Origin of the sequence: Paraburkholderia saeva (assembly GCF_907164555.1) — a bacterium.
Classification (GTDB): domain Bacteria; phylum Pseudomonadota; class Gammaproteobacteria; order Burkholderiales; family Burkholderiaceae; genus Paraburkholderia; species Paraburkholderia saeva.
The window spans coordinates 1-26,793 of sequence record NZ_CAJQZC010000010.1; the positions used below are offsets into that span (position 1 = coordinate 1).

23 protein-coding genes and 3 riboswitches are annotated in these 26,793 nt (G+C 64.0%); of the genes, 10 read left to right on the plus strand and 13 right to left on the minus strand.

The window, feature by feature from the left end; genetic code table 11:
* Window positions 1-126 precede the first annotated feature (126 nt).
* Both LPA36_RS22740 and LPA36_RS22745 read right to left on the minus strand, forming a co-directional pair.
* Complete coding sequence (locus LPA36_RS22740) at window positions 127-333, minus strand: hypothetical protein (protein WP_228881868.1); 207 nt, start codon at window positions 331-333, stop codon at window positions 127-129.
* A gap of 27 nt (window positions 334-360) precedes the next feature.
* Window positions 361-1,254 carry an NmrA family NAD(P)-binding protein gene (locus tag LPA36_RS22745; protein WP_228881870.1) on the minus strand — a complete coding sequence of 298 codons (894 nt, stop codon included), beginning with the start codon at window positions 1,252-1,254 and terminating at the stop codon, window positions 361-363.
* Between the two features lie 196 nt (window positions 1,255-1,450).
* Here LPA36_RS22745 and LPA36_RS22750 point away from each other — a divergent pair, with 196 nt between their 5' ends.
* Window positions 1,451-2,323 (plus strand): AraC family transcriptional regulator, encoded by an 873-nt coding sequence (locus LPA36_RS22750; RefSeq protein ID WP_228881871.1) that lies wholly within the window; start codon window positions 1,451-1,453, stop codon window positions 2,321-2,323.
* Window positions 2,324-2,356: 33 nt separating this feature from the next.
* Here the strand turns inward: LPA36_RS22750 and LPA36_RS22755 are convergent, their stop codons facing one another.
* Entirely contained in the window at window positions 2,357-4,840 is a 2,484-nt protein-coding gene (locus LPA36_RS22755) for a GcvT family protein (RefSeq protein ID WP_228881873.1), read from the minus strand.
* 218 nt (window positions 4,841-5,058) lie between these two features.
* On the opposite strand from LPA36_RS22755, the gene LPA36_RS22760 reads away from it, so the two are divergent.
* Window positions 5,059-5,853: a DeoR/GlpR family DNA-binding transcription regulator gene (locus tag LPA36_RS22760; protein WP_228881875.1), complete on the plus strand. Its 795-nt coding sequence runs from the start codon at window positions 5,059-5,061 to the stop codon at window positions 5,851-5,853.
* A gap of 3 nt (window positions 5,854-5,856) precedes the next feature.
* Here the strand turns inward: LPA36_RS22760 and bluB are convergent, their stop codons facing one another.
* The 5 genes from bluB to cobA are packed head-to-tail and all read right to left on the minus strand — an operon-like array spanning window position 5,857 to window position 9,596.
* On the minus strand, window positions 5,857-6,552 hold the full coding sequence (bluB, locus tag LPA36_RS22765; RefSeq protein WP_228881877.1) for a 5,6-dimethylbenzimidazole synthase: 696 nt from the start codon (window positions 6,550-6,552) through the stop codon (window positions 5,857-5,859).
* Window positions 6,536-7,834: a cobyrinate a,c-diamide synthase gene (locus tag LPA36_RS22770; RefSeq protein WP_228881880.1), complete on the minus strand. Its 1,299-nt coding sequence runs from the start codon at window positions 7,832-7,834 to the stop codon at window positions 6,536-6,538. Before LPA36_RS22770 ends, bluB begins: the two co-directional genes overlap by 17 nt.
* A 3-nt stretch (window positions 7,835-7,837) precedes the next feature.
* Window positions 7,838-8,440, minus strand: a complete 603-nt coding sequence (gene cobO / locus LPA36_RS22775; protein ID WP_228881881.1) for a cob(I)yrinic acid a,c-diamide adenosyltransferase — start codon at window positions 8,438-8,440, stop codon at window positions 7,838-7,840.
* Between the two features lie 41 nt (window positions 8,441-8,481).
* Window positions 8,482-8,859 carry a cobalamin biosynthesis protein gene (locus LPA36_RS22780; RefSeq protein ID WP_228881887.1) on the minus strand — a complete coding sequence of 126 codons (378 nt, stop codon included), beginning with the start codon at window positions 8,857-8,859 and terminating at the stop codon, window positions 8,482-8,484.
* On the minus strand, window positions 8,856-9,596 hold the full coding sequence (cobA, locus tag LPA36_RS22785) for a uroporphyrinogen-III C-methyltransferase (RefSeq protein WP_228881889.1): 741 nt from the start codon (window positions 9,594-9,596) through the stop codon (window positions 8,856-8,858). Before cobA ends, LPA36_RS22780 begins: the two co-directional genes overlap by 4 nt.
* A 155-nt stretch (window positions 9,597-9,751) precedes the next feature.
* Window positions 9,752-9,978: riboswitch (cobalamin riboswitch) on the minus strand.
* 92 nt (window positions 9,979-10,070) lie between these two features.
* Window positions 10,071-10,305: riboswitch (cobalamin riboswitch) on the plus strand.
* 109 nt (window positions 10,306-10,414) lie between these two features.
* Between cobA and cobW the strand changes: the two genes are divergently transcribed.
* From cobW to LPA36_RS22805, 4 genes are all read left to right on the plus strand, one after another.
* On the plus strand, window positions 10,415-11,500 hold the full coding sequence (gene cobW, locus LPA36_RS22790) for a cobalamin biosynthesis protein CobW (RefSeq protein ID WP_228881891.1): 1,086 nt from the start codon (window positions 10,415-10,417) through the stop codon (window positions 11,498-11,500).
* A gap of 6 nt (window positions 11,501-11,506) precedes the next feature.
* Window positions 11,507-15,301, plus strand: coding sequence for a cobaltochelatase subunit CobN (cobN, locus tag LPA36_RS22795; RefSeq protein WP_228881892.1), 3,795 nt, complete (start codon window positions 11,507-11,509; stop codon window positions 15,299-15,301).
* Window positions 15,298-16,374, plus strand: coding sequence for an ATP-binding protein (locus LPA36_RS22800; protein WP_228881894.1), 1,077 nt, complete (start codon window positions 15,298-15,300; stop codon window positions 16,372-16,374). Before cobN ends, LPA36_RS22800 begins: the two co-directional genes overlap by 4 nt.
* Before the next feature lie 95 nt (window positions 16,375-16,469).
* On the plus strand, window positions 16,470-17,039 hold the full coding sequence (locus LPA36_RS22805) for a vWA domain-containing protein (RefSeq protein ID WP_228882356.1): 570 nt from the start codon (window positions 16,470-16,472) through the stop codon (window positions 17,037-17,039).
* A 28-nt stretch (window positions 17,040-17,067) separates the two neighbouring features.
* On the opposite strand, the gene LPA36_RS22810 is transcribed toward LPA36_RS22805, so the two are convergent.
* From LPA36_RS22810 to cobG, 5 genes are all read right to left on the minus strand, one after another.
* The gene (locus tag LPA36_RS22810) at window positions 17,068-17,994 is read right to left on the minus strand and encodes a flagellar brake protein (RefSeq protein ID WP_228881896.1); all 927 of its coding nucleotides are present in this window, start codon (window positions 17,992-17,994) and stop codon (window positions 17,068-17,070) included.
* Window positions 17,995-18,147: 153 nt separating this feature from the next.
* A complete protein-coding gene (cobJ, locus tag LPA36_RS22815) occupies window positions 18,148-19,869 on the minus strand; it encodes a precorrin-3B C(17)-methyltransferase (RefSeq protein WP_228881898.1) in 1,722 nt (573 codons plus the stop codon).
* Window positions 19,857-20,588: a precorrin-2 C(20)-methyltransferase gene (locus tag LPA36_RS22820; protein WP_228881900.1), complete on the minus strand. Its 732-nt coding sequence runs from the start codon at window positions 20,586-20,588 to the stop codon at window positions 19,857-19,859. The genes cobJ and LPA36_RS22820 overlap by 13 nt, the downstream gene beginning before the upstream one ends.
* Window positions 20,589-21,215 carry a precorrin-8X methylmutase gene (locus tag LPA36_RS22825; RefSeq protein WP_228881901.1) on the minus strand — a complete coding sequence of 209 codons (627 nt, stop codon included), beginning with the start codon at window positions 21,213-21,215 and terminating at the stop codon, window positions 20,589-20,591.
* Window positions 21,208-22,593 carry a precorrin-3B synthase gene (gene cobG / locus LPA36_RS22830; RefSeq protein WP_228937567.1) on the minus strand — a complete coding sequence of 462 codons (1,386 nt, stop codon included), beginning with the start codon at window positions 22,591-22,593 and terminating at the stop codon, window positions 21,208-21,210. The genes LPA36_RS22825 and cobG overlap by 8 nt, the downstream gene beginning before the upstream one ends.
* A 93-nt stretch (window positions 22,594-22,686) precedes the next feature.
* Window positions 22,687-22,865, minus strand: a riboswitch (cobalamin riboswitch).
* Window positions 22,866-22,954: 89 nt separating this feature from the next.
* On the opposite strand from cobG, the gene cbiE reads away from it, so the two are divergent.
* The 4 genes from cbiE to cobM are packed head-to-tail and all read left to right on the plus strand — an operon-like array spanning window position 22,955 to window position 26,762.
* Entirely contained in the window at window positions 22,955-24,163 is a 1,209-nt protein-coding gene (gene cbiE, locus LPA36_RS22835; protein ID WP_228881903.1) for a precorrin-6y C5,15-methyltransferase (decarboxylating) subunit CbiE, read from the plus strand.
* Window positions 24,163-25,254, plus strand: a complete 1,092-nt coding sequence (locus LPA36_RS22840; RefSeq protein WP_228881905.1) for a cobalt-precorrin-5B (C(1))-methyltransferase — start codon at window positions 24,163-24,165, stop codon at window positions 25,252-25,254. Before cbiE ends, LPA36_RS22840 begins: the two co-directional genes overlap by 1 nt.
* Complete coding sequence (locus LPA36_RS22845; protein WP_228881906.1) at window positions 25,251-25,973, plus strand: cobalt-precorrin-6A reductase; 723 nt, start codon at window positions 25,251-25,253, stop codon at window positions 25,971-25,973. The genes LPA36_RS22840 and LPA36_RS22845 overlap by 4 nt, the downstream gene beginning before the upstream one ends.
* Window positions 25,974-26,021: 48 nt before the next feature.
* Entirely contained in the window at window positions 26,022-26,762 is a 741-nt protein-coding gene (gene cobM / locus LPA36_RS22850; RefSeq protein WP_228881908.1) for a precorrin-4 C(11)-methyltransferase, read from the plus strand.
* Window positions 26,763-26,793: the final 31 nt, after the last annotated feature.

A 26,793-nucleotide genomic window follows, 5' to 3' on the forward strand; every position in this document is an offset into this window, starting at 1 on the left:
TTTTCTAAAACACCTCCGCGGTGTTGTTGTTTGTGGCGGGGGGGGGGGGGGGGGGGGGGGGGTTCCCCCCCCCCCCGCGCCGCAGTCGTTTACGTCCGTTGCTGCACGTACCCGGGTCGCGCTACGCTAGTGGAGGGAAAAATCGTCGTTGCTGTCGGGAAGCAGCGCGAGCAGATGGCGCCACGCGCGCCATGCGCTCACGCCCGTGATGGCGAGCGCGAACGCAATCAGCCCTTGTTTCGTGACGCGCTGTTTCGCGTTTTTGATTCCGTCTCTCTTTGCCGGAGAGGCTCGGGTTGCAAGCAGGGCGTTTATCCGGTTGCAGGCGTGCATCGCGTGCCTCCTCGATTGCGTGACGGTTCACTGGGCGTGCGGCGCGGCGTGTCTGACGAGCGGCGCGAGCACGTCCGCGAGCGCAGTCGTGCCGAAGCGGTGCGCGGTGACACCCGCTTCGAAATCGATGTGCCCGGCGTTTTGCGCATCGTAAAGATCCATGATGAGCTGCGCATGCTTCCCGCTTAGACCGGCCCGGGTGAGCACCGCGGACCATTGATCGCGTGGCACTTCCCGCGCCACGATTTCACGCCCGGTTTCCTGTTGCAGTACGCGGGCGACGTCTGCTGGAGAAATGCGTGTCGTTGATTCGATGCTCACGATACGCGTCGCGCCAACGGGCGGACCTTCCTGCAACAACGCCGCGGACAGCGCGCCGACATCCTGCGCGGCGACGGCCGGGAAGCGCCTTGTCACCGGATGATGCAGGCTCGGCAGCACGCCGGTGGCGAGCGCGACAGGTATCACGCGGCGCCAGTTGTGCATGTGTTCTGCAGAGCGAAGGAGCGTCAGACGCGGCAGGCTCACGCAGAACTGCTGTTCCAGATAATGGAAGAGGCCGGTGATGCCGGTATTCATGTCGAGCTCGGCGCCGTAATCGGATATTGCCAGTACATGGGGTGGCGGGTTGGCGCGCAGCGCCTGCACGGCGACATCGATCATGGTGCGCATCGCGTATTCAGGGTCTGCGTGACCGGATGGCACCGGGCAGATCATCTGGACGGCCTGGGCGCCTTCAATGGCTTTCGCGACCGACGTCAGGTCCGCGAGGTCGGCGAACGCGATCTCGCAGCCAAGGGCCGTAAATTCTTTTGCCTGGTCCGCGCGCCTGACAACAGCGCGCACGGGAAGACCCGCTTCGCGAAGCCGTATCGCAGTGAGACGGCCTGCATGTCCTGTTGCTCCGAAAATGACAAACACGTGGCGCTCCTCGTCGGTGATGTGATGGCGTGGGACTCATCATCGGCGAGCGGTCCGATCAGGATGCACAAACATGGATGAGTTTGAGCAGATATGGATGATTATTTTCGACGAATTGTACGGCAATGAGCGCCAGCAGAATCTTCCGGATGGCATCACAATGGGCGCTCGGAAGCCTCTAGCAGAAGGAATCGTCATGAACGCTGTGCGCCCTTTGCATACGCCACCGGCCAGAAGAACCGTCAGCCTGCGTTCGAGTGAACTGCTCGGCTGGCAAGGGTTTGGCGCGGAAATGGTGGGTATCGCGGCGGGGCCGCACCGCATTCCGGGCACGCCGTATCACCGCATCGGCGTGCATGTCGGCGCGCCAGTGAGAGCGCGCTGCCGGTGCGAGGGCCGGCGCGTGTCGCGCATCCAGGCGCATGGCGATATGGACGTCATCCCGGCAGGGCTCGATGGCGAATGGACGGACGAAGGCGATTGCACGATTCTGCGCATCTGGATCGACGAAGCCTTCGCGCGCACGACGATGGAACAACTCGGCGCGAACCCTTCACGCACTACGTTACGGCCGCAGTTCCAGTTGCGCGACCCGCGACTGCAGCATCTCTCGTGGGCGTTGCGAGCGGAACTCGAAGCGGAAGAAACATCGGATGCGCTGTACGCGGAGAGCCTGTGCACGGCACTGATCGTCAGGCTGATGGCGGGCGTGCCGGAGCGGGACGACCGTCGACGCACGCTGGCGCCGCATATGGCGACACGGATCATCGACTATGTCGAGGCGAACCTGGACCAGCGGCTTACGCTAACAGACCTCGCTGCCGTCGCGGGCCTGAGCGTGCCCCACTTCAAGGCGCTGTTCAGGGAGACGCTTGGCGTGCCCGTGCATCAGTATGTGATCCTGCGCAGGGTCGAGCGGGCAAGGGCGTTGCTGCTGGAAGGGCGCCTGAGCGTCACGCAGATCGCGCTGGAGACAGGCTTTTCGCATCAGAGCCACATGGCGCACTGGGTCAACCGGCTCCTGGGCGCAGCACCGCGCGACATCGCGAGATCGGGGCGGCGCGGGTAAGATCGCGGCCGCCGCGCCCTGCACAATGCCCGGTCAGGCCTTGATCCTTAGCGACTTCGGATCGTAGGGCGCCTTGAGATGCGGCGTTGCCGGCAGCACGTCGCCGGCAACGTCGACTGCGAACTGGCCGCCTGTCAGGAACGCCTCATCGACACTACCCGCAGCGTTCGACACATAGCCCATCGCCACCGGGCATCCGAACGTGTGCCCAAAGGCGGCCGACGAGACGAATCCCACCACTACGCCGTCGCGCAGGATCGCTTCGCCGCCCCAGAGCATGCGGTCACTGGCGCCGTCGACGGTGAGCACGATCATGCGTCGGTGCAACGGCTCGGCCTTCAGCTTCAGCAACGCGTCGCGCCCGCGAAACGGGATGCCGCTCGCCAGCTTGCAGGCAAATCCGAGCCCCGCTTCGAACGGATTCGAGTCGGGCGTCAGTTCACGTCCCCACGCGCGATAACCTTTTTCGATCCGCAGCGAATCGATCGCGTAGTAGCCCGCGTTCACGAGCCCGAATTCCTTGCCCGCGGCATGCAGCGTCTCGTATACGCCGACGGCAAACTCGACGGGCACATACAGTTCCCATCCCAGCTCGCCGACATACGTCAGCCGCGTGGCGCGCACCGTCGCATAGCCGATATCGACTTCACGACTTTGCCCGAACGCGAACGCTTCGTTACTGAAGTCCGCTCTGGAGACGCGCTGCAAAAGCGCACGAGAATGCGGCCCCATCACCGCAAGCACGGTGTACTGGCCGGTGACGTCGACGAGCGTGCAATGGCTGTCGCGCGGAATGAGCTTCTCGATCGCGTCGAAATCGCGCGTGGTCTGTGCGGAACCGGTGACGATCAGATACTGGTCATCGGCAAGCCGCGTGAGCGTGAAATCCGATTCGTACGTACCGCGCTCGTTGAGCATGCCGGTATAGACCGTGGTGCCGGGCGGCACCGCGACATCGTTGGCGACGATGCCTTGCAGCACCGCTTCGGCGTCGCGCCCCTTCACCAGGAATTTGGAGAACGACGTCATGTCGAAGAGCGCCACGGCCTCGCGACACGCGCGATGTTCCGCGCCGCTCCACGCGTGCCAGTTCTGCTGGCCGAACGCATAGTCGATATGCGCTTCCGCGGGCGAGGGCGCAAAGAAATTCGCGCGCTCCCAGCCCATCTTGCTGCCGAAACACGCGCCGTTTTCCTTGAGCAGCGCGTACAGCGGCGAGCGGCGAAACGGTCGCGCGCTGTCGAGTTCACGATTCGGCCAGGGCATCGCATAGTGCAGCCCGAGCGTTTCCTTGACGCGATCGTGCAGCCACGTATCGTTGCCGTTAAAGCGCGCGAAGCGGCGAATATCGACGGGCCACAGGTCCATCGTCGGTTCACCGGCGACGATCCATTCCGCGAGCGCCATCCCCGCGCCACCGGCCGAAGCGATTCCCATCGAATTGAACCCGGCGCCAACGAAAAAGCGTTTCAGTTCAGGCGCCTCGCCCAGGATGAAGTTGTTGTCGGGCGTGAACGATTCCGGGCCGTTGTAGAACTGCTTCACTTGTGCGGTTTCGAGCGCGGGCACGCGTTGCAGCGCGTTTTCCATCAGGATCTGGAACTGGTCCCAGTCGTCGGGCAGCAACTGGAACTCGAAGTTTTCAGGAATGCCGTTCATGCCCCACGGTTTGGCGTCCGGTTCGAAGCCGCCCATGACGAGACCGCCGACTTCTTCCTTGAAATAGATGAAGCCGTCCGGGTCGCGCATGACCGGCAGATCCGGATGCACACCCGCGATGCGTTCGGTGACGATGTAGTAATGCTCGGCCGAATGCAGCGGAACCGTCACGCCGCACAGACGCCCGAGTGCCTTGGCCCACTGGCCCGCGCAATTGACGATGACTTCGGCTTCGATCGTGCCGGCCTCGCCGTCCTTGTTTTGCCACGCGAGGCCGCACGCTTCGCGGCCGCCCGAAGCGGCGGGCCGCGTGTGGATCGCGGTCACGCGCGTGTTTTCGACAATGCGCGCGCCGCCGGTTCGCGCGCCGCGTGCGAGCGCCTGGGTGAGATCGGTCGGATTCGCCTTGCCGTCGCCGGGTAGCCAGACCGCGCCGAGCAGGTCGTCGGTGCGCATCACCGGCCACAGTTCGCCGGCTTCCTTCGGGCCAATCACGTCGCAGGCCACGCCATACGCGCGGGCAACCGCGGCTGTGCGCTTCAGCTGCGTCATGCGCTCGGCCGTGCGAGCGACCGACAACGATCCACACTGCTTCCAGCCGGTTCCCAGCCCCGTTTCCGCTTCGAGTTGCGCGTAAAGCGCGGTCGAATAGCGGATCAGCTTCGTCATGCTTTCCTGCGCGCGCAACTGGCCGACAAGGCCCGCCGCATGCCACGTCGTGCCGCACGACAGCTGCCCTTGCTCGATCAGCACGACGTCAGTCCAGCCGAGTTTGGTCAGATGATATGCGACCGAGCAGCCCACGATGCCGCCGCCGACGATCACCACCCGCGCATGCTGGGGAAGAGGGACTGTCATGGTTGAATTCCGTGAATGTGTGTGGGAATGTGTGGATATTAGTTGAAGTATAGGGCAGAAAAGTGACTATGAACACGGAATCTTCTCGGTTTACGACGCGGTATCGTGCGGAATCAGGCCTGTGGTTACGTTGATTTATGTGGATATTGGAGGAGTTTGTCTTCCAGCCGGCCAGTGCTTTTGCTAGACTGCGGTCTCCGAGACCCGACGGCATGCCCATGTTCCCGACCCAGCGCCAGGCTGAAATCATGCGCGTCGTGCGCGCGCAGCAGACCTGCACGATTACCGCGCTGGCGCAGCTTTTCGACGTCTCCGACGAAACCATCCGCCGCACCATCAAACCGATGATCAGCGACGGGCTGCTGGTCAAGGTTCACGGCGGCATCATGCTGCCCGACCACATCGACGAGCCGCCGTTCCAGCGCCGCATGCTGGAGAGCCGCGAGGGCAAGCAGGTCATCGCCGCGCGCATCGTTGAAATGATCGAGGACGGCGATTCGCTGATTCTCGACAGCGGCACCACCTGCGTTCACATTGCGCAGGCCTTGTGCGCGCGCTCACGGCTCACGGTCGTCACGAATTCCGCGGAAATCGCGCGCACGCTCGCGCCTCGCAACGAGAATCGCGTTTTCATGACGGGTGGGGAATTGCGTCCGGATGATTCGTCCGCGTTCGGTGAGAACGTCCTGACGTTCATGCGTCAGTTCCATGTGCGTTACGCGATCGTCTCTGTGACGGCGATCGACGATCACGGGCATTTCATGGATTCGCTGCCGTGGGACGCGGCGTTCGCACAGGCTGCGTTCGCTCAGGCGGAGCAGCGCGTTGTGGCGGCCGACCACGCGAAATTCGGCCACAGTGCGCTAGTGCGGGCGTTCAGCCCGGAAGAAGTCGATCTGCTGGTGACCGATCAGGCGGTGCCACCCGAACCCGCCAAAGCATTGACGTCGGCCGGGTTGAAGGTGATGGTGGGCGCGTCGCGCAGAAGCCAGGAGTCAGCGACACCCGCGTGAGTCTCAAGCGCCTTTAACGGCGCTAACGTCGGCGTTCACACCGTCGCCAGACGCATTGTCCTCAGGCCAGAAATTTTCGAACACGCACGCTTCGAGCGGCATCCGCGATGCCCAGCGTTCGGTTTCGAGCATCGGCTGATCGTAAAACGCCTCGACGTGGCCCAGACACAGAATGCCGACTGGCCGCGCGCCGGCTGGCATATGGAGCAGCGAACGCACTTCCTCGACGTCGAAGATCGAAACCCATCCCATGCCGAGGCCTTCCGCGCGTGCCGCGAGCCACATGTTCTGGATCGCGCACGCAACCGAAGCGAGGTCCATTTCCGGCAGCGTGCGGCGGCCGAAGATGTGCTTTTCGCGATCGTCCATGAGCGCCATCACCAGCAGTTCGCCGCACTCGAGCATGCCTTCCACTTTCAGCTTCATGAACTCGTCGCGACGCTTGCCGAGCGCATCGGCGGTGTTGATCCTCTCGCGTTCGACGGCAGCGTGCAGGGCCGTGCGAAGTGACGCATCGGTAATGCGGGCAATGCGCCACGGCTGCATGAAGCCGACGCTCGGCGCGTGATGGGCTGCATCCAGCAAACGCTTCAAAACGACGGGATCGACCGGATCGCTGACGAAGTGCCGCATGTCGCGCCGCTCGTGAATGGCGCGGTAGACGGCCGCGCGGTCCGGATCGCTAAAACGCTTCGCCATGAAAGAGTGCTGCCGTAAAAGCGGGGTTGGAGGGCCAGTAACTGTGCATGTAAGTCGCGACGATGTTGCCCTCACGGAACACTGCTTCGCCTGGTGCCGCCGATTGTGCGCCCACAGAGGTTGTCAGCGGCGTCATCGTCGTCTCCATGCGCGAGTAGTGAAACGTGTGACCGTGCATCGCGCCGCGCGTACCGTTGATCTGCTGCATGCCAAGCGAGGCGAGGCGGGACTGCATCGTCGCATTGCCGGGCAGCAGGCCGAGCATCGGTGTGCGCGTGCCGCTCACGTCGGTGAGCGTATCCAGCAGATACAGCATGCCGCCGCATTCGGCAATCAGTGTTTTGCCGGCACGGGCATGCGCGCGGATCGTTGCTGCGCTCACGGTATTGCCCGAAAGCGTCTGCGCGTGCAGTTCCGGATAGCCGCCGGGCAGCCAGAGCGCGTTGGCGTCGTGCGGTGCGGGCGCGTCGGCCAGCGGTGAAAAATACGCGACGCTCGCGCCGAGCGCTTCAAGAAGCGCGACGTTCGCTGGATAAATAAAGGAAAACGCCGCGTCGCGCGCAATGGCGATCCGCATGCCGTCGAGCAGACGCGGCTGCGTTTCGCGCGACACTGCGCCAAAATCGACCGGCGCTGGCAGCTCGGCGAGCGGCGTGCCTGCCAGCGCATCGGCTGCGCGATCGATGCGCGCGTCGAGGTCGGCAATTTCGTCGGCCTGGTGAAGCCCCAGATGGCGGTCGGGCAATTCGATGTCGTTCGCGCTCGCGATGTGTCCCATCCAGCGCAAGCCCTCGGGCAATGCGTCTTCCAGCATTTGCGCGTGCCGCGCCGAACCGACGCGGTTTGCGAACACGCCCTGAAACGGCACCCCTTGCCGGAAATGCGCAAGGCCGAACGCGATTGCGCCGAACGTCTGCGCCATCGCTTTGGCCGAGATCACGCCAACCACGGGCACGTTGAAGGTTGTCGCGAGATCGGCGCTGGAGGGTGTGCCATCGAACAGACCCATCACGCCTTCGATCAGGATCAGGTCGGCGTTTTCCGCCGCTTCGGCCAGCAACGCGCGGCACGCGCGTTCGCCGACCATCCACAGATCGAGCGACTGCACGGGCGCGCCGCTCGCGCGCGCGAGAATCATCGGGTCGAGAAAATCGGGCCCCGTCTTGAAGACGCGTACGCGTCGCCCCATTCGTGCGTGATGGCGCGCGAGACCGGCTGTAATCGTGGTCTTGCCCTGACCCGAGGCCGGCGCGCTAATGAAGAGAGCGGGGCACGCAGACATCGATCAGAATTCCACGCCGCGTTGCGCCTTCACGCCCTGCTCGCGATACGGATGCTTGACGATCCGCATTTCAGTGACGAGGTCCGCCACTTCGATCAGCGCATCCGGTGCATGACGGCCGGTCACGACCACGTGCACCATCTCTGGACGCGCGGTCAGCACATCGAGCACTTCGTCGAGCGGAAGATATTCATACTTCAGAACGGTATTCAGCTCGTCGAGAATCACCATCTGATAGTCACCGCTTTCTATCATGCGGCGCGCCTCGTCCCAGCCTTTGCGCGCAGTCGCGATGTCCTTGTCGCGGTCCTGCGTGTTCCACGTGTAGCCGTCGCCCATTGTGATGAACTCGCAATGTGCCTGCGCGCCCAGAAAGTCGCGCTCGGACGTATGAAGCGCACCCTTGATGAACTGCACCACGCCGAGTTTCATGCCGTGTCCGAGCACGCGTACGGCCATGCCGAACGCGGCGGTGGTCTTGCCCTTGCCGGTGCCCGTGTTGACGATCAACAGGCCTTTCTCGACCGTGGCCGAAGCCTGTTTCTTTTCGTGGCCCTCGCGACGGCGTTGCGTCATGCGCTGATGCGATTCGGGATCTGTCTTCATGGCGTGTCCTGTTGGCTGGAGGCGGTCGGTTTGCGGAGGAGTCAGGGAGCGCTCGCAATGGCGACGGTCACGCCATCGAGCACGGTTTTGGGAACGATCAGCATGGCACCCGGCAGCGCGAGCAACGCACAGGGCTCGCATATGCCGTCGACGCCAAGTAGCGCGCGCACGGTGCCTGATGGCGTCGGCATCTCGCCGAGCGCGTCGATCTGTCCGGCCGTGAAGGTGCGCAACGGCAGCGCGTATTGGTCGCAGAATCCGGCGATGCCGGGCTCGCGTGCTTTCGATTCGAGGGTTGCGACGGCGACGACATCGTCGAGCGAACGGCCCGCCAGCGCGAGTGCCGCGCGTACCGCGGATTCGATCTGCGGCCCAGATGCGTTGCGTCTGCAACCGATGCCGACAGTCAGGGTTTTCATACTGTATCGCCGCCAGCAATGGGCGTTTCGCCGAGCGTCGCGACGCCGCCGATCACAACGATCGCCGGGGAGCCGAGTCCAGCCGCCGCGACACCTGATGCGAGCGTATCGAGCGTCGCGCGGACGTGCCGCTGCTCAGGACGCGTCGCGGATTCGATCGCGGCGCATGGCGTATCGCCAGGCATACCGGCGGCCAGAAGCGCCGTGGCGATTTCGCTTAACCGGCGCATGCCCATATAAATAATGAGCGTCATGCGCGTCGCCACGAGCGCGTGCCAATCCGGCTCACTGCTGCCTGCGCCGTGTCCCGTGACGAACACCACGCCCTGCGCGTGATCGCGGTGCGTAACGGGAATGCCAATCGTGGCCGGCGCGGCGATGCCTGCCGTGATGCCGTTGATGATTTCGACGCGAATGCCAGCGGCCGCGAGCGCCTGCTGTTCCTCGCCGCCACGGCCGAACACGAACGGATCGCCGCCTTTGAGTCGCGCGACGCTGCGCCCGGCGCGCAAATGGGCGAGCATCGCATTGACGATGCCTGCCTGCGAGGTGGACGGTTGCCCGCCGCGTTTGCCGACGTAGACGATCTGCGCGTCCTTGCGCGCGAACTGCAGCACATCGGGATTCACGAGGTCGTCGACGAGCACGACGTCGGCTTCGCCGAGCGCACGTGTCGCCTTGAGCGTCATGAGTTCGACGTCGCCGGGGCCGGCGCCGATCAACCAGGCGCGGCTCATCGCGTGCAGCACGGCGCAGGCCGCGCGATGCAGTCGGGGAGGGAAAGCGGAGAAGTCGTCGTCATGACGGCTTCAGGGAATAGATGAATCATGCGTTGCCACACGTCAGGCGCCTCATTCCGTCCCCCGCGGCTCGGGCGTTCGGCGATCGCAACGGTCGCCCCTTGCGTCTGGCCGGTATCCGGGCTGACGACCGCATGCCGTTCGCCTTCCCACCTGCACAACACAGGCAGTGGCATTGAATGGCATGTGCGGATGATTGATCCGCGGGTCGCGTACCGTTGCGGGGACAGCACAGGCTGAGCGCGTTACCTTGCTTCCTGTTTCCCGTTTAACTGCACATGCGAATGCACGTGCGGGCACCAAACGCGCGCATACGATATCACAGGCGCGCGCTGAAAACCCTTGCAAAAGCCACCCGAGCGCACGCCCGTGCGCAAGGGTCCTTTCCTTGACGTTACCACCGCCGAAGCCTACACTCGCACGCACTCTGGTGCTCGCGCGCACGCTCCGTGCGCGCAGTTAAACGGGAAACAGGGAGCCCTTCCTGCACGGATCGGGCCAACCTGTGCTGCCCCCGCAACGGTACGCGACTTGCGGATCAATCATCCGCACATGCCATTCAACGCCACTGCCTGTGTTGTGCAGGTGGGAAGGCGAACGGCATGCAGTCGTCAGCCCGGATACCGGCCCGAGAAAAACAGGAAAGCGCCGCGGGGATGCGGCGTGTCGTCCACGCTTTCATCGATTGTCCGACTAATCCGGGCAAGCCGTTTTTCGTCCCCATCTACTTCAACATTCCACCACCTGGAGTCAGGATGCAGACGCGCAAGATTCCCGTCACGATCGTTACGGGCTTCCTCGGCAGCGGCAAAACCACGCTGCTGCGGCACATTCTTCAACACGCGGGCGGGCTTCGCGTCGCGGTGATCGTCAACGAATTCGGCGAACTCGGTATCGACGGCGAAATCCTCAAGGGCTGCGGCATCGGCTGCGACGAAGACGACAACGAAGCCGAAGGTCAATTGTATGAACTCGCTAACGGTTGCCTGTGCTGCACCGTGCAGGAAGAGTTTTTTCCGGTGATGGAGAAGCTCGTCGAGCGACGCGAGCAGATCGATCACGTGCTGATCGAGACGTCCGGCCTTGCGTTGCCGAAGCCGCTGGTTCAGGCGTTCAACTGGCCGCAGATCAAGAACAGCTTTACGGTCGATGCGGTCGTCACCGTGGTCGACGGTCCTGCCGCGGCAAGCGGCCAGTTCGCGGAAAATCCGCTTGCCGTCGAGGCGCAGCGCAAGGCCGATCCGAATCTCGATCACGAATCGCCGCTGCATGAACTGTTCGAAGACCAGTTGTCGGCAGCGGATCTGGTGATCCTCAACAAGACCGACCTGCTCGACGATTCGAAGCAGAATGAAGTCGAAGCATTGATCCGCGAAGAAATCCCGTCGCAGGTGAAGGTGGTGCGCGCGCACATGGGGCAGCTCGATCTTCATGCGCTGCTGGGTCTTCAATCGGCGTCAGAAGACGCTATTCATTTGCGTCATGATCACCACGGTTCCGCTGACGATGCCGATCATCACCATGACGAGTTCGATTCGGTTGTGATTGAGGCCCAGGTAACGTCGCGTGAAGCGACCATCGCCGCACTGCAGAGCCTTGTCGAAAACCACACGATCTATCGTGTGAAAGGTTTCGCTGCGTTGCCGGACGCAGCGATGCGTCTCGTGATTCAGGGCGTGGGCCGGCGCTTTGACAGCTATTTCGACCGGCGGTGGCAGGCGGAAGAATCGCGCAGAAGCCGCTTCGTGCTGATTGGCGAAGACCTCGACCAGAAAGCGTTACAACAGGCGTTCGACGTCGCGCTCAACGCCGTGCCGCACGGCGCCGCGCAACAGGCGTAACACGACATGCATTTGCTGCGCACCACGCCCGGTGGCTTCGTCGACGATACGGCGGGCGTCATCCGGATCGATCAACGTCCGGCGGACATCGTGGTGCTCAGCTCGGCCGACACCACGCTGTCGCTGCTCGCGAGCGTGTTTCCGCGGCTGGGCGCGGGTTTTCCCAGCCTGCGCCTCGCGAACGTGACGTTTCTCAGACAACCGGCGTCGGTCGATTTCTACATCGAGGATGTGCTGCAGCACGCGAAGGTGGTCGTCGTCGATCATCTGGGTGGCGAGGCATACTGGCCTTACGGCATCGAGCAGGTGGTCGCGCTCGCCGAACGCAGGCAGCAGGTGCTGGCGATGTTTTCCGGCGACCTGCAGGAAGACCCGAATCTGCTCGCACGCAGCACGGCCGATGCCGCGCTATGTCATCAGCTATGGCGCTATCTTCGCGAGGGCGGTCCGCAGAACGCGGAGCGCTTTCTGCGCTGCATCGCGCATCGTGCGCTGGGCTGGGGCGATGAGCCTGCGCTGCCGCAACCGCTTCCTGCTGCATCGCTTTACCATCCGTCGCGCGATGTTCCGACAGTCGAAGACTGGCAGGCGCGCTGGCATGCCGACGCGCCTGTCGTCGCGATTCTTTTTTATCGTGCGCATTTGCAGGCCGCCAACACCGCCGTATTCGATGCATTGATCGACGCGCTCCATGCACAGGGTCTCAATCCGTTGCCGCTCGCGATCACGTCGCTGAAAGACGACGTCAGCCGCGACATGGTGCAGCAACTGTGCGCGCGACACGACGTGGCGCTGGTACTCAACACCACGGCGTTTGCCGCCTCGGCGATTGACGACCCTGAGCCGCTCGCGCTTGCGGGCGACGCGCCCGTCATGCAGGTGATCCTGAGCGGCGGCAATCGCGACGCCTGGGTGAAGGACAACCAGGGGCTCAATTCGCGCGATATCGCCATGCATATCGCGCTGCCCGAAGTGGACGGTCGCATCATTACGCGCGCAATCAGCTTCAAGGGGCTTGCGTACCGATGTCCGCACACCGAAGTGGACGTCGTGCGTTATCAGCCCGATCAGGAGCGCGTCACGTTTCTCGCCGAGCTGAGCCGTCGCTGGTGCAGGCTGCGGCGCATCGACAACGCCGACAAGAAGCTCGCGTTGATTCTCGCGAACTATCCGGTGAGCGAAGGGCGAATCGGCAATGGCGTGGGACTCGATACGCCTGCGTCCGTCGTCGGCATTCTTTCGATGCTGCGTGAAGAGGACTATCACGTCGACGATGTCCCCGCCGATGGCGACGCGCTCATGCAAAGACTGACCGAAGGCGTGACGAACGACCCGGTGGTGCGTGACCTGCGTCCGGCGCTTCAAAGCCTGGCACTCGACGACTATCTGACGTATTTCGAGCAGTTGCCAGCCGAAGTGCGCGATGCATTGAACGCGCGTTGGGGCACGCCTGAGCAAGACCCGACGCTGCGTCGCGGCCGCTTCATGATTGCGGGCTGGCGTTGCGCGCATGTGTTCATCGGCATCCAGCCGGCGCGTTCGCGCGAAGGCGGCGATTACGCGAGCTATCACGACGCCGATCTCGTGCCGCCGCACGCGTATCTCGCGTTCTATTTCTGGCTGCGTCACCGCTTCGGTATCGACGCGGTCGTGCATGTCGGCAAGCATGGCAACCTCGAATGGCTGCCGGGCAAGAGCGTCGCGCTAAGCGACACCTGCTGGCCTGATCTTATTCTCGGACCAATGCCACACCTGTATCCGTTTATCGTCAACGATCCGGGCGAAGGCAGTCAGGCGAAGCGGCGCACGCAGGCTGTCATCATCGATCACCTGATGCCGCCGCTCACGCGCGCCGAAAACTACGGCCCGTTGCAGGACCTCGAACGTCAGGTCGACGAATACTATGAAGCGTTGATGGTCGATCCGCGTCGCTCGAAGCTGCTGCGCCGGACCATTCTCGAAACGATCATCACGCATCGCCTGCACGAGGAACTGAGCCTCGGCCTGCCCGACGGCCAGGAGGCGGAGGACGCGCTGCTCACGCGCGCCGATGCGTACCTCTGCGAGTTGAAGGAAGCGCAGATTCGCGACGGGCTTCATACGTTCGGGCACTCGCCGCAAGGCGTGCAGCGACGCGATACGCTGCTTGCCCTCGGACGCTTTCCCATAGGTGACGGGCAGGGCGCGAAAGCCGGATTGATCGATGCACTTGCGCGCGATCTGCAGATGGGTCATCTGTTCGATCCGCTGACAGCGGACTGGTCGGCGACATGGGAGGGCGCGCGTCCCGAGATTCTTCAGAAGGTCAGCGACGCGCCGTGGCGGCATAACGGCGATACGCGGGAGCGGCTCGAACTGCTGGCGTTGGCATTGCTCAACGATATAGCGGGTGAAACTGCGTCGATGTATCAATCCGGCACGCTACCGCAGGCGGAGCAGGTCATCGCGCGTCTGCGCCACGACATCCTGCCGCGGCTCGACGCCTGTGGACCGCAGGAAATGCTGCAGCTGGGACGTGGACTCGAAGGCCGGTTCGTGCCCCCGGGGCCGAGCGGTTCGCCTTCGCGTGGTCGTCCCGACGTGCTGCCGACCGGGCGCAATTTTTATTCGGTCGACACACGGGCGGTGCCAACGCAGTCGGCATGGTCGCTGGGTCTCAAATCGGCGCAGCAGCTCATCGAGCGCCACGTGCAGGAACATGGCGATTTTCCGCGCGCGATCGGGCTGTCGGTGTGGGGCACGGCGACGATGCGCACCGGTGGCGACGACATCGCGCAGGCCATGGCGTTGCTCGGTGTTCGACCCAGGTGGGCGCCAGGCAGCCATCGCGTGACCGACTTCGAGATCATGCCGATCGAGGCGTTCGATCGCCCGCGTATCGATGTGACCTTGCGCGTATCGGGCTTCTTTCGCGATGCGTTTGCGAACGTGATGCATCTGTTCGACGCGGCCGTGCAGGCAGTCGCCGAACTCGACGAACCCGAAGACATGAATCCCGTTCGCGCCCGCGTGCTGCGCGAAAAAGCGGCGTTGATGGCGCGCGGCATGGACGCGACCGAAGCGCGCCGACGGGCAGGGTGGCGCGTGTTCAGCGCGAAGCCGGGTTCGTATGGCGCAGGCCTGCAGGAGATGATCGACACACGTCAATGGCAGACCGATGCGGACCTGTCCGCCGCGTATCAGGCATGGGGCGGCTATGCGTACGCGCAGAAAGAGGCGGGCGAGGACGCGCGCGAAATGTTCGGTACGCGTCTCGCGGCGCTGGATGTCGTGCTTCAGAATCAGGACAACCGCGAACACGACGTACTCGACTCGAACGACTATTACCAGTTTCAGGGTGGCATGGTGGCGGCCGTGCGGTATCTCGCCGGCACGCAGCCGTCCATCTATCACGCCGACCACAGCAATCCGGCTGCACCGCGTATCCGCACGCTGCATGAGGAAATCGCGCGGGTAATCCGCTCACGTGTGGTGAATCCGAAATGGCTGGATGGCGTGAAGCGCCACGGTTACAAGGGTGCCGCGGAAATCGCCGCCACCGTCGATTATCTTTATGGTTTCGATGCGACGGCGCGTGTGATTTCGGATCATCAGTACGCGCTTGTCGCGGACGCCTATCTGAACGACAGCGCGACGCACGATTTTCTCGCGAAGCACAATCCGCATGCATTGCATGGCATCTGCGAGCGTCTGCTCGAAGCGGTGCGACGTGGCCTGTGGCAAAACCCTGGCGACTATCGCGCGCAGATCGAGCAGCATCTGCTGGCAAGCGAACAGCATCTCGAAGGAACACGAACATGAACGTATCGACGGATACGCCTCGCGGCGACGCGTCGTCCACCGCACGCACTTCGTTTCCGTTTGCGGCGCTGGTCGGACAGGCGTCGTTGCAGCAGGCGCTGCTGCTTGCGGCAATCGATCCGGGGCTTGGCGGCGTGCTGGTGAGCGGCCCGCGCGGCACCGCGAAGTCGACCGCCGCACGGGCCCTCGCCGAGTTGCTGCCTGAGGGAGAGCTTGTCACGTTGCCGCTGGGTGCAAGCGAAGAACGGCTGATCGGTACGCTGGATATCGAAACGGCGCTTCGCGACGGTGCCGTGAAATTCTCGCCGGGCCTGCTCGCAAAGGCACATCGCGGGGTACTGTACGTCGACGAGGTCAACCTGTTGCCGGATTCGCTCGTGGATGCATTGCTCGATGCAGCGGCGAGCGGCATGAACACGGTCGAACGCGATGGCGTCTCGCATAGTCACGCAGCGAGCTTCGTGCTGATCGGCACAATGAACCCGCAGGAAGGCGAGTTGCGTCCGCAACTTGTCGACCGCTTCGGTTTGATGGTTGAGCTGGAAAACTGCTTCGATCCGAATGTGCGGCAAGCGATCGTCAAGGCGCGTCTCGCGTTCGACGCTGATCCGCGCGCGTTCCGGGCAAGCTACGCGACGCAACAGGCGGCGTATGTGCAGCGTATTCACGCTGCACGTGAACGGCTGCCTCAACTCGCATTCGACGATGCGCTTCACGAGCATGTCAGCCGTGTGTGTATCGATGCCGCCGTCGACGGATTGAGGGCCGATCTCGTCATGCTGCGCGCGGCGCGCGCGCTGGCAGCGCTCGAAGGCGCTGCAGCGATCACGGTCGGGCATGTCGATCACGTGGCGGAAGCAGTGCTGCGGCACCGTCGCCTGAATCGCGAGACGGATACGCACGCGCGGCACGCTTCACCACCGCCTGCGCAGCAGGAAACGCGCGATTCAACCGAGGCGCCTGACGCGAAGACAAAACCCGGCAGCGAAGGCGATTGGGGACAGTTGCCGCCAGAGGTAGCGGGTACAATACACGTCAAGGGCGTCATTCCGTTACCCGCAAAAAAACGCTGAGCCATCGATCAGGCGCCGTCGCTGGACCGGTCAGCGGCGTTCGATGGCCACATACGGCAGGCGCTGGCACGCGGGGCTCGAAACCCGGCAGACGTATCGACTGGAGCTCGACGCTTGCGGCCAAACGCCATGAACCGTTCACCCGCGCGCACATCCGCTTCAGGCGCGAAGCGTCGCAGGGCGGCGTGCTGCACTGCTTCGTGCTCGACTGTTCTGGTTCGATGATGGCGGGTCAGCAACTGGCGCTGGCAAAGGGCTTGCTGGTCGCGATGTTCGATCGGGCGTCCACCGCGCGCGCGGAAACCGCGCTGGTGTGTTTTGGCGGAGCGCGTGCCGATGTACGGTTCGGGCCCGCCGTGCCGCGCTGGTGGAATGAGCGCTGGCTGCAGCCTGTTGGTGGCGGAGGGGGGACGCCGCTCGCGCTCGGTGTATCGCGGGCAGCGCACGTCCTGGAGCGCGCCGCGCGCAGCAAGCCGCTCCAGCAGCGCTGGCTGTGGCTGCTTTCGGATGGACGCAGCAGCGATCTGCCCGTGCGCCCGGTGTTCGCTGACCGGATCGTGTGTGTCGATTTCGAACGAGGCGATGTCCGGCTCGGCCGTTGCGAACAGATTGCGCAAGCCTGGGATGCGCTGTGTTGCACGCCGGAAGATCTGATCGCGTCGTGACTGTGGCACGGCGCGATCAGCTTCGCGCTTACGCTCGCGTCATGCTGTTCCAGATGTACACGTCGTCCTGACGGTCGAACACGAACGCTTTCAACGCGGTCTGCATCGACGGTTCCAGCACGTCAAACTCGAGGCCGTGCGCGATCAGTTCCTTGTGCGCTTCGTCGGCTTGCACGTTGCGGATCACGGCGCGCGTTTCGATCAACGTTTCGATCTCGCCCGATGTAACCCAGAACGACAGACGCAGCCGCTCACCGATGCGTCCCAATGCAGTCGTTGTTGCAAGCGAAAGACCCAGCGCACTGATGCCGTCCGCGACGCCCACGCCGATCCAGGCTTCGTTTGCCTCGGTGCCGTAGCGAACGGCAACGCGTGCACGCACGCGTATCGAGCGCCGTTCGCGCAGCCGGCGAATCGCGCCCGGTTTCGACAGCACGACGTAGTTGAACGGATTGCTGCACAGCGCCTCGACCGTGCACGTAAAACGATAGACCGCCTGGCTCGCGATCGCGACGAGGTCGAGATTCTCGTTGACTTCAATCGGTGCCGCCTTGCCGTTTGCGACAGGCGGTGTGATGAACAGCACCTGGTTCGGAGCGAAGCCGATCACACGGGCGGGATGCATCGGCCGGCCCATGCCGATCTGCGAACGCACGCCAAGCAGGGCGCCGATAGGCAGATGCATTTCCGCGAGCGACGCGGGCGGCGGCGCTTCGGTCTCCGGGTGCGGGATCGCCGCGCCTGCGGCCTTCGAATCTCTGCGGTGGGGCTTGAAATGCTCGAAGAGAAAACGGCGTTCGTCATCGTTGAGAATCGATGCGCCGCGCTCGCGCAGCACGGCGCCATCCTTGTCGACGACATGCCACGGCAGCGGCGTGCCTAAAATGACATCATCGGGTTTGAGTGCCAGGTCCGATGCAACGACGGGTTCTTCGGCGAGTTCATTTGACGACATAGAGCGACCACCTCATTTCAGGTTCTTAACGGTCGTATACGGCCCGGCAAAATAAAACTTTAATTGAAGACTTAAAAAACCCCATTATTGCGGGCAGAGAACAGATCGATTTATCTGTTGTGAATCAGTTAATGATGCCGTTCGGCAAAACCCTTAAAGCGGGCGATACCAGCGCGGCGTATAAACCCATTCCACTTTGCCATCCACCGAAAACGCACGCGTAAGCGATGAACCGATAATCACCATGGTCCGCATATCGACCATATCGCTGCGAAGCTCGCCCAGCGACGTATGACGCACCGCACCGCCCGGTCTGCCGACATCTCTGCCCAGTACCACGGTCGTCTCCGGCGCGCGGAATTCGCGGACGATATCGAGTGCCCTGTCGAGTTGCCACGGGCGCGCGCGTGAAACCGGATTATAGAAAGCCATCACGAGATCGGCGCTTGCGGCGTGCCTCAGGCGATTTTCAATGACGTCCCACGGTTTCAGATTATCGGAGAGCGACAGCATGCAAAAATCGTGACCCAGCGGCGCACCGGCCTGCGCGGCGGTCGCCATGGCTGCCGATACGCCAGGCAGGATTTCGAGTTCGACGCTCGCCCACCGTGCGTTGCCTGATTCGTGCAGCGCTTCCAGCACGGCGGCAGCCATCGCAAATACACCGGGGTCACCGGACGACACCATGACAACCGAAGCGCCCCCCGCAGCCAGTTCGAACGCGTGACGCGCGCGCTGCATCTCTTCGCGGTTGTCGGTGCCATGCACGCGCTGGTCCGCGCGGAACGGGCCCGCCATTGTCACGTAGGTTTCGTAGCCGAGCACATCGGTGGCGGCATCGAGCGCCTCGCGCGCGGCGGGCACCAGCAGGCGCGCATCGCCTGGGCCGAGGCCAATGACGCAGAGCCGCCCGCGCGCCTGTCCGACAGAAGACGGATCGACCGGCGCACGTGCAAGCGCCAGAGCAACCGGTGTGTCTCCAGCAAGGATCTCATGCGGCACGCGCATCGCCGTGGAAATGAGCGCATGCGGTTTCCGTGCTTCGCTGGCGGTCGCGGGCGTCGCGACAAAACGGAGCGCGACACCCAGCGTTGCGGCCGCTTCGGTCAGCGCAGCCTCACCGGCACGTTCGACAGGCGCGAGCAGCGCAGCCAGCGCGAGCGTGGCAATTCCATTTGCGCTCAACGCGCCCTGCACGTGCCCCGCGATGTCCTCGTCAAGGTCGCCAATCGCCGCGACGACGCTGCGCGGATGAATCAGCAGCTCATCCGTGCTGCCGTTCCATGCCTGTGGCGTGACGCGTATCGCGAGTCGTGCGTCGGCTGAACGCGGCAACTGCGCATTGTCGAGCCAGGGTGCTTCGCCTTCGATGCGCGTGCTTTCGCCTGCGAGCAGATCGGACACGAAGCGCTTGCCCTGGGCAAGACTCGAGAGTGCATAACCGTCTGGCGGATTCAGCACGCACGTGCCAAAACGCAACTCGCCGCTCGTCGTAATGGCGGGCGTGACATCGAGTGCATCGGCGATTTCGCGGGCCATGCGGTTCACGCCCGCGAGTCCGCCGAGCAGCGGAACGACCGCGCTGCCATCTTCGGCCACGGCCAGCACGGGCGGCTCCGTGCCCTTGTCAGCCAGCAGCGGCGCGAGGCAGCGAATCACGATGCCCGCGGCGCACAGCGCAACGAGTGGCGTGCCGCGCCTGTACAGGTCGCGCAGATGGGCGTTGAGTTCGGTATACGCGACATCCGCATCGACACGTCCCGAAAGCCCGTGGACCTGTGCGCCCGGATAGCGCGCCTGGATGCGCCGCGCGGTGTCGAGTGCGCCCGCACCGAGAATCACGATGGCAGGCGCGATTGCATTCATCCGCGCCATTTTTCACCCGGTACGACGAGCAGCGAGAAATAGGGCGACGCCATTGGATCGACTTCGGCAAGCGGCACGATCCGCTGGTTCGTCATCGTGGCACGCTCGACGTAAAGCGCGCGCTGTTCAAGGCCCAGTTCGCACAGCACGCGCCGCACCTTGTCGAAATTGCGGCCGAGTTTCATCACGACGGCGGCGTCCGCGTCCGCGAGGCGTCGTTTCAGTTCGTGCTCGGAGAGCACGCCCGACAGCACGGAGAGCGTCTGGTTGCGATAGACGAGCGGCACGCCGAGTGTCGCCGTGCCGCCCAGCATCGAGCAGACGCCAGGCACGACTTCGGCTTCGAAGCGGGACGCCAGCCGGTCGTGCAGATACATGTACGAGCCATAGAAAAACGGATCGCCCTCGCAGATCACGGCGACGTCGCGGCCCGCATCGAGATGCCCGGCGATGATTTCGGCCGCGGTGTCGTAGAAGTCGGCGATCACGGTTTCATACGAAAGCGGGGGCGCCAGCGTTTCGGTCGTCACCGGGTAGACGAGCGGCAGGCGCTCCTGCGCTTCGTCCAGATGCGTTTCGATGATGCCGAACGCGTTGCCCTTTTTGCCTTTCGCCACGAAGTACGCGACGACGGGCGCGGCCTTGAGCAGACGTACCGCCTTTAGCGTGATCAGCTCAGGGTCGCCGGGTCCGACGCCGAGCCCAAAAAGACGTCCACGCACCGTCATTTACTCTTCCTCCGAAGCGAGCGCGTTGACGGCTGCGGCGGCCATGGCGCTACCGCCGCGCCGACCGGCGACGATCACGAACGGTACGCCGCGGCTGTTCTCCGCGAGCATCGCCTTCGACTCCATCGCGCCGACGAAACCCACTGGAAAACCGAGGATCAATGCGGGCTTTGGCGCCCCGGCATCGAGCATTTCGAGCAGATAGAAGAGGGCCGTCGGCGCGTTGCCGATCACGACAACGCTGCCTTCGATGTGCGGTCGCCACAATTCGAGCGCGGCGGCCGAGCGCGTGTTGTGCAACGTGAGCGCCATCGGCGCGACGCCTGGATCGCCCAGCGTGCAGATGACGGGGTTGTCGGCGGGCAGACGCGCACGCGTGATGCCTTCGGCGACCATGCGCGCGTCGCAGAGTATCGGTGCGCCGCGCAGCAGCGCCGCGCGTCCGGCGGCGCCGGCGCCCGCGGAAAACTGCAGATCGTCGACGACGTCGACCATGCCGCACGCGTGAATCACGCGCACGGCCAGCTTTTCGAGGTCGGCGGGAATGTGTCGCAGATCGGCCTCGGCGCGGATCGTGGCGAAAGACCTGCGGTAGATCTCGCGACCGTCGCGAATGTAGTCAAGCATCAGGTGAACTCCGGGTCAGGCGTTCGAGCATATCGGCGGCCTGATCGATCGTCAGATTGCGCGCGACAGGTGCGCCAAAACCTGGCGTGCCGTCGCGTCGATAAAGGTCATAGCGGGCGGGCGCTACGGCAAGCAGCGTCCAGGGCACGCAATGCGCCGCCGCGCACGAGCGCTGGCAACCGCTGAAATGAACATCCACACCGGTAGGCAAACGGCGCGCGAGAAGGAGGGCGTCGGCTTTCGTGTCGGCCATACCTTTTGCGCAGCCTTGGGAACCGGTGCAGGCGATGACGTGTGCAAGGGGATTTGCGCTGTCAGTGACGAGTCCAATCGACTCAAGTCGTTTTAGTGCCTGCGGTGCGTTGCCAGTGGGGATGTCTGGAACGATGACGCCTTGCCATGGCGTCATGCGAAGTATCGAGCTACCTGTGTCGATGGCAAGCTGGGCAAGCGCTTCCAGTGTGGTGGCGTCGAGACGGCCAAACGCCGGGTGCCCGCCAATGTATGAGCGATCTTCGCTGTTTTGTGGATGCAACCCGAGTCGAAGTGACGCCTGCGCCGGCGAACGGCGCCAACTGTCAAAACGGAGGTTGCTCGCCAGAGTGAAATTGACTCGCGCCTGCGCCCGTTCCATGAAGGCTTTGAGGCCGTGAAGGGCAAGCACATCGCGCATGCGCGAATCGTCTGGTGCTGCGAGATCGAGGAACGCGTGCAGCAGCGCGGCGACGAGCGCGGGCAGCTGCTCCGGCAGAACACTCCCGATGATTCCAGGTTGCGATGCAGGTGAAAGCGGTGGACATCCCGCGAGACCAAAGGCAAACCGCACATCGTCGCGATCCCGCACTGCAGCAAGCCAGATATCGTGTGGGTGATCGAGCATGGCAACGCGCTCGCCGCCGTCGAGCATCAATGCGAATTTGGGGGAAAGCGCCGTGAATCGCGGTTCGCTCTGCAACAGCGAAAGAATTTGCGAGGCAAGCGAGGTGACGTCGAAAATCGCATGCGGATCGCGACCTGCAAGCGGGCTCACCATCAGGTTGCGAATATCGTCGCGTGCGACCGGATCTGTTTCGCGACCGTCGGGTAGGGATTGCGGCCCTATCCCGGCATCCAGCAGCCGGGTGATCAGCACCTCTTCCTCGCCGATGCGCACGCCGCGCAGTTGCAGGTTCGCGCGGTTCGTCACTTCGATGACGCCGGACGCGTAACGCGTTGCTACATCCGCGATAGCAAACGCCTGATCCGCACGCAGTTCGCCGCAGGGCAGCTTGATCCTGCAGAGGCCGCCGTCGCGCGCCTGCACGATGCGCCACAGCCCCGGGCAGGCCGAAGGGCGAAGCGAAGCAACGGGAGCGAAGGCAGACGTAACGTGGTTCAAGGGGTCACCGGGTTGTGCGCCGCGCGACGGCCCGAGCACCTCGTCATGGAGGAAATGCTGCGGCATCGGTACACCCCGCCCGATGTTGGCTGGCACGAACTGGTCTCGCTGGCAGGTCTCCTGGCTCGCAGGTCGTGGTCCGCGCCGGCCTTCCCGGTCGAACCAGTGGCACAGGTGAAGCGTGAACTCGCTGCGTACAGTTGCGGGGGCAGCCACAGTGGGTCTGTGTTCCCTCTTAGGCCCCGAGGGGCACCGGCGAGGCTGTATTATGCCTTTTTTCGAACAGCGCAAGTACGCTGCGGCCTTACCTGGCGCGCCGCAAACTTGCCAGGAAAGAGGAAACACGAATGGGGATGGGCGCATGCCGGCATGGCTGACCGTGGTGGGAATGGGCGACGACGGTTTTGCCGGTCTCGGAAGACCGGCACGCCGCGCGCTGCTGGACGCATCGGTGGTCTTTGGCGGGGAGCGCCATCTCGCGATGCTGCCGCCGCGCCTGCGTGCGCGCCGGGAACCGTGGCCGCGTCCATTCGACGTGGCACCGGTGCTTGCGCATCGCGGCAATCACGCTTCGGTCTGCGTGCTGGCGAGCGGCGATCCGATGCTGTTCGGCGTCGGCGCAACGCTCGCCCGTCAGCTAACCGCCGACGAAATGCGCGTGCTGCCCGCGCCTTCATCGCTTTCGCTTGCCGCAGCGCGGCTTGGCTGGCCGTTGCAGGATGTCGCGACGCTATCGCTTGTCGGAAGGCCGCTGGCCGCGCTCAACGGTTGTCTGCATCGCGGTTCGCGGATTTTTGTACTGTGCAGCGATGGCTGCACGCCAGGCGCAATTGCCGCGCTGCTAAACGAACGTGGCTTCGGTCCGAGCCGGATGATCGTGCTTGAACATCTTGGCGGCGCGTCTGAGCGCCGGATCGATGTGCGCGCCGATGCGTGGAATCAGGATGAAGTCGCCGCGCTCAATCTGGTCGCAATCGAATGCCGTGCAGGCGAGAGAGCCCTGGCGTTGCCGCTCACGCCCGGGCTCGCCGACGAAGTCTGGCAGCACGACGGCCAGTTGACGAAGCGCGACGTGCGCGCCATCACGCTCGCGCGGCTTGCACCTGAACCCGGCGAATTGCTCTGGGACGTGGGTGCGGGTTGCGGGTCGATCGGCATCGAATGGATGCGCGCGCATCCATCCTGTCGCGCGATCGCCATCGAGGCACATGCTGGGCGTCAGCGTTTCATCGAGCACAACCGTGATGCGCTCGGCGCGCCGGGATTGCAGATCGTGGCGGGCAACGCGCCTGACGCGCTTGAAGGACTGGCCACGCCCGATGCGATTTTTATCGGTGGCGGGGTGACCGCGCCAGGCGTGCTCGACACCTGCTGGGCGCAATTACGCAGCGGCGGCAGGCTCGTCGCAAACGCCGTCACTGTGCAGAGCGAAGCGGCGCTCATTGCGTGGCGCGAGCAGCATGGCGGCACGCTGACGCGCGTGAGCGTCGCGCAGGCACAGCCGCTCGGCGGCTTCGACACCTGGCGCCAGGCGCTGCCGATCACGCTACTCGAAAGCCGCAAACCGTAATGCGCGACGAAACACCTGAACAACCCGCGCCGCTGCGTAGCGGCTACACGACCGGCAGTTGCGCGACGGCGACTTCGCTTGCCGCGGCGCGTCTGCTGCTCGCGGGTATAGCGGGCGACGTCGCGGAAATCGTATTGCCGAAGGGGCAGCATGTGCCGATGCCGCTCGTGTTTTGCCGTCTGACGGACGATGGCGGCGCGGAAGCCGGCACGATCAAGGACGCCGGCGACGATCCCGATGTGACGCATGGCGCAGTGGTGTTCGCGCGCGTCCGGTTGAGTGCGCAACCCGGCGTGCGCTTCTTTGCGGGCCCGGGCGTGGGCACCGTCACGCGTGCCGGGCTGACGCTTGCAGTCGGCGAACCGGCGATCAATCCCGTCCCGCGCCAGATGATGACGCAGCATCTCACCGATCTCGCTGCGGAACAGGGCTATGCGGGCGGTTTTGACGTGACGGTTGGCGTCGAAGGCGGTGAAGCGTTGGCACTCAAGACGATGAACCCGCGGCTGGGTATCGTCGGCGGTTTGTCGATTCTGGGGACGACCGGTATCGTCCGGCCGTTTTCGTGTTCCGCGTATATCGCGTCGATTCATCAGGGCATCGACGTGGCCCGCGCGAACGGCTATCGACATATCGCCGCGTGCACAGGCAACGCGAGCGAAGACGCAATGCGCGCGCACTACGGCCTGCCGGACATCGCGCTGATCGAGATGGGCGATTTCGTGGGTGCGGTGTTCAAGCATTTACGCCGCGCGCCGGTTGACCGTCTAAGCGTGTGCGGCGGATTCGGCAAGCTGAGCAAACTCGCCGCGGGCCATCTCGATCTGCACAGCCGCAATTCGAGCATCGACCTCGAGCAACTTGCCAGTTGGGCCGCGGAGCATGGCGCCGATGTCAGTCTGCTTCAGGCGATACGTGCGTCGAATACCAGCCAGCAGGCACTCGCAATTGCGCGCGATCGCGGCGTGCCGCTTGGCGATATCGTCTGCGCCCACGCGTTGCGCGTCGCCCGCGATATCGTGCCGGTGGAAGTGACGGTCGAGATGTTTGCGATCGACCGGCAGGGGCATATCGTGGGCGTCGCGCAATGACGCGCGTCCTGCTTCTGGGCGGAACGGGCGACGCGATGCAGATTGCGCGGCAATTGGGCCCGCACGATGTCTATAGTCTCGCCGGGCTCGGCAAGGTGCCGGCAGACCTTGCGTGCGCGGTGCGCGTCGGCGGCTTTGGGGGCGCTGAAGGGCTCGCGCGCTATGTGCGTGACGAGAAAATCGGGCTGCTGGTCGATGCCACGCACCCTTACGCGGTGCAGATCAGCGCGAACGCGGCGACGGCGAGCCGCGCAGCTGGCGTGCCGTGCTGGGCCATGCGCCGCGCACCGTGGCAGCCCCAGGCTGGCGACGACTGGCGCATGGTCGATGGCTGGGCCGGCATCGTGGAAGCGTTGACGCCGTTTTCGCGGCCGCTCTTTACGCTTGGGCGCGAACCACTTGCGCATTTGCACGAGATTCCGATGCACCAGTTCTGGATCGTGCGATGCCTCGACGCGCAACCCGGTACTGACCGCTCACGGGTGATGGACGCACGCGGGCCGTTTAGCGTCGAGGGTGAACGCGCGCTCTTTGGCGAACACCGGATCGACGTGGTGATCAGCAAGAACAGCGGCGGCAAGGCGACAGAGGCGAAACTCGATGTAGCGCGCGAGCTTGGCTTGCCGGTTGTCATGGTGCGTCGTCCGGTGCCCGGCCGTGTCGATCGCGAATTCGACTCGCCTGTGCAACTGCTGGCCGCGCTAAAAGAACTGCTTTAGCGAAAGACGCATCAGCGTCTTTCGTGCAAATGAAATGGGGAGTCGTAGATGACCGTATTCTTTATTGGCGCCGGGCCGGGCGATCCTGAACTCATCACCGTGAAGGGACAAAAGCTCGTGCATCGCTGCCCGGTGATCCTGTATGCGGGTTCGCTGGTTCCCCCGGCGGTGCTCGCCGGCAACGTTGCTGAACGCGTCGTGAATACGGCGGACCTGAATCTCGACGAAATCATCGCGCTGCTCGCAGAAGCACACGCAAAAGGACAGGACGTCGCCCGCGTGCACTCCGGCGATCCTTCGCTCTTTGGCGCGATCGGTGAACAGATCCGCCGGTTACGCGCGCTGGATATTCCCTTTGAGATCGTGCCTGGCGTGACGGCGACGGCTGCGTGCGCGGCGACGCTTGGCGTCGAGCTTACGTTGCCCGATGTATCGCAGACGCTGATCCTGACGCGCTATGCGCGCAAGACCAGCATGCCGGAAGGCGAGGCGCTCGGCGATCTCGCGCGACATCGGGCGACGATGGCGATACACCTTGGCGTGCGGCATCTCGCGAGCATCGTCGATGAACTGGTGCCGCACTACGGCGCGGATTGTCCGGTAGCGGTTGTTTATCGGGCGAGCTGGCCCGATGAGGAACGCGTTGTCGGCACGCTGGGTGATATCTGCGGGAAAGTGCAGGGCACGCAGATCGAGCGGACCGCGCTGATTCTTGTCGGGCGCGTGCTGGATGCAGAGGGGTTCAGCGATTCGTCGCTTTACGCGAAGGCAGCGCGGCCGGTCGAATGATCGCGCCTGCGGCTTCCTTGTCAGAACAGGA

Excerpts from the sequence above, each read along its gene's own strand:
- cobJ (WP_228881898.1), bottom strand. The coding sequence starts at position 19,869 with ATGGCGCGGATGAATGCAATCGCGCCTGCCATCGTGATTCTCGGTGCG.
- LPA36_RS22800 (WP_228881894.1), top strand. The coding sequence starts at position 15,298 with ATGAACGTATCGACGGATACGCCTCGCGGCGACGCGTCGTCCACCGCA.
- LPA36_RS22780 (WP_228881887.1), bottom strand. The coding sequence starts at position 8,859 with ATGAAAACCCTGACTGTCGGCATCGGTTGCAGACGCAACGCATCTGGG.
- LPA36_RS22750 (WP_228881871.1), top strand. The coding sequence starts at position 1,451 with ATGAACGCTGTGCGCCCTTTGCATACGCCACCGGCCAGAAGAACCGTC.
- LPA36_RS22820 (WP_228881900.1), bottom strand. The coding sequence starts at position 20,588 with ATGACGGTGCGTGGACGTCTTTTTGGGCTCGGCGTCGGACCCGGCGAC.
- cobM (WP_228881908.1), top strand. The coding sequence starts at position 26,022 with ATGACCGTATTCTTTATTGGCGCCGGGCCGGGCGATCCTGAACTCATC.
- cobN (WP_228881892.1), top strand. The coding sequence starts at position 11,507 with ATGCATTTGCTGCGCACCACGCCCGGTGGCTTCGTCGACGATACGGCG.
- bluB (WP_228881877.1), bottom strand. The coding sequence starts at position 6,552 with ATGGCGAAGCGTTTTAGCGATCCGGACCGCGCGGCCGTCTACCGCGCC.
- LPA36_RS22825 (WP_228881901.1), bottom strand. The coding sequence starts at position 21,215 with ATGCTTGACTACATTCGCGACGGTCGCGAGATCTACCGCAGGTCTTTC.
- cbiE (WP_228881903.1), top strand. The coding sequence starts at position 22,955 with ATGCCGGCATGGCTGACCGTGGTGGGAATGGGCGACGACGGTTTTGCC.
- LPA36_RS22740 (WP_228881868.1), bottom strand. The coding sequence starts at position 333 with ATGCACGCCTGCAACCGGATAAACGCCCTGCTTGCAACCCGAGCCTCT.
- LPA36_RS22840 (WP_228881905.1), top strand. The coding sequence starts at position 24,163 with ATGCGCGACGAAACACCTGAACAACCCGCGCCGCTGCGTAGCGGCTAC.
- cobW (WP_228881891.1), top strand. The coding sequence starts at position 10,415 with ATGCAGACGCGCAAGATTCCCGTCACGATCGTTACGGGCTTCCTCGGC.
- LPA36_RS22770 (WP_228881880.1), bottom strand. The coding sequence starts at position 7,834 with ATGTCTGCGTGCCCCGCTCTCTTCATTAGCGCGCCGGCCTCGGGTCAG.
- LPA36_RS22755 (WP_228881873.1), bottom strand. The coding sequence starts at position 4,840 with ATGACAGTCCCTCTTCCCCAGCATGCGCGGGTGGTGATCGTCGGCGGC.
- LPA36_RS22845 (WP_228881906.1), top strand. The coding sequence starts at position 25,251 with ATGACGCGCGTCCTGCTTCTGGGCGGAACGGGCGACGCGATGCAGATT.
- cobO (WP_228881881.1), bottom strand. The coding sequence starts at position 8,440 with ATGAAGACAGATCCCGAATCGCATCAGCGCATGACGCAACGCCGTCGC.
- cobA (WP_228881889.1), bottom strand. The coding sequence starts at position 9,596 with ATGAGCCGCGCCTGGTTGATCGGCGCCGGCCCCGGCGACGTCGAACTC.
- LPA36_RS22810 (WP_228881896.1), bottom strand. The coding sequence starts at position 17,994 with ATGTCGTCAAATGAACTCGCCGAAGAACCCGTCGTTGCATCGGACCTG.
- LPA36_RS22760 (WP_228881875.1), top strand. The coding sequence starts at position 5,059 with ATGTTCCCGACCCAGCGCCAGGCTGAAATCATGCGCGTCGTGCGCGCG.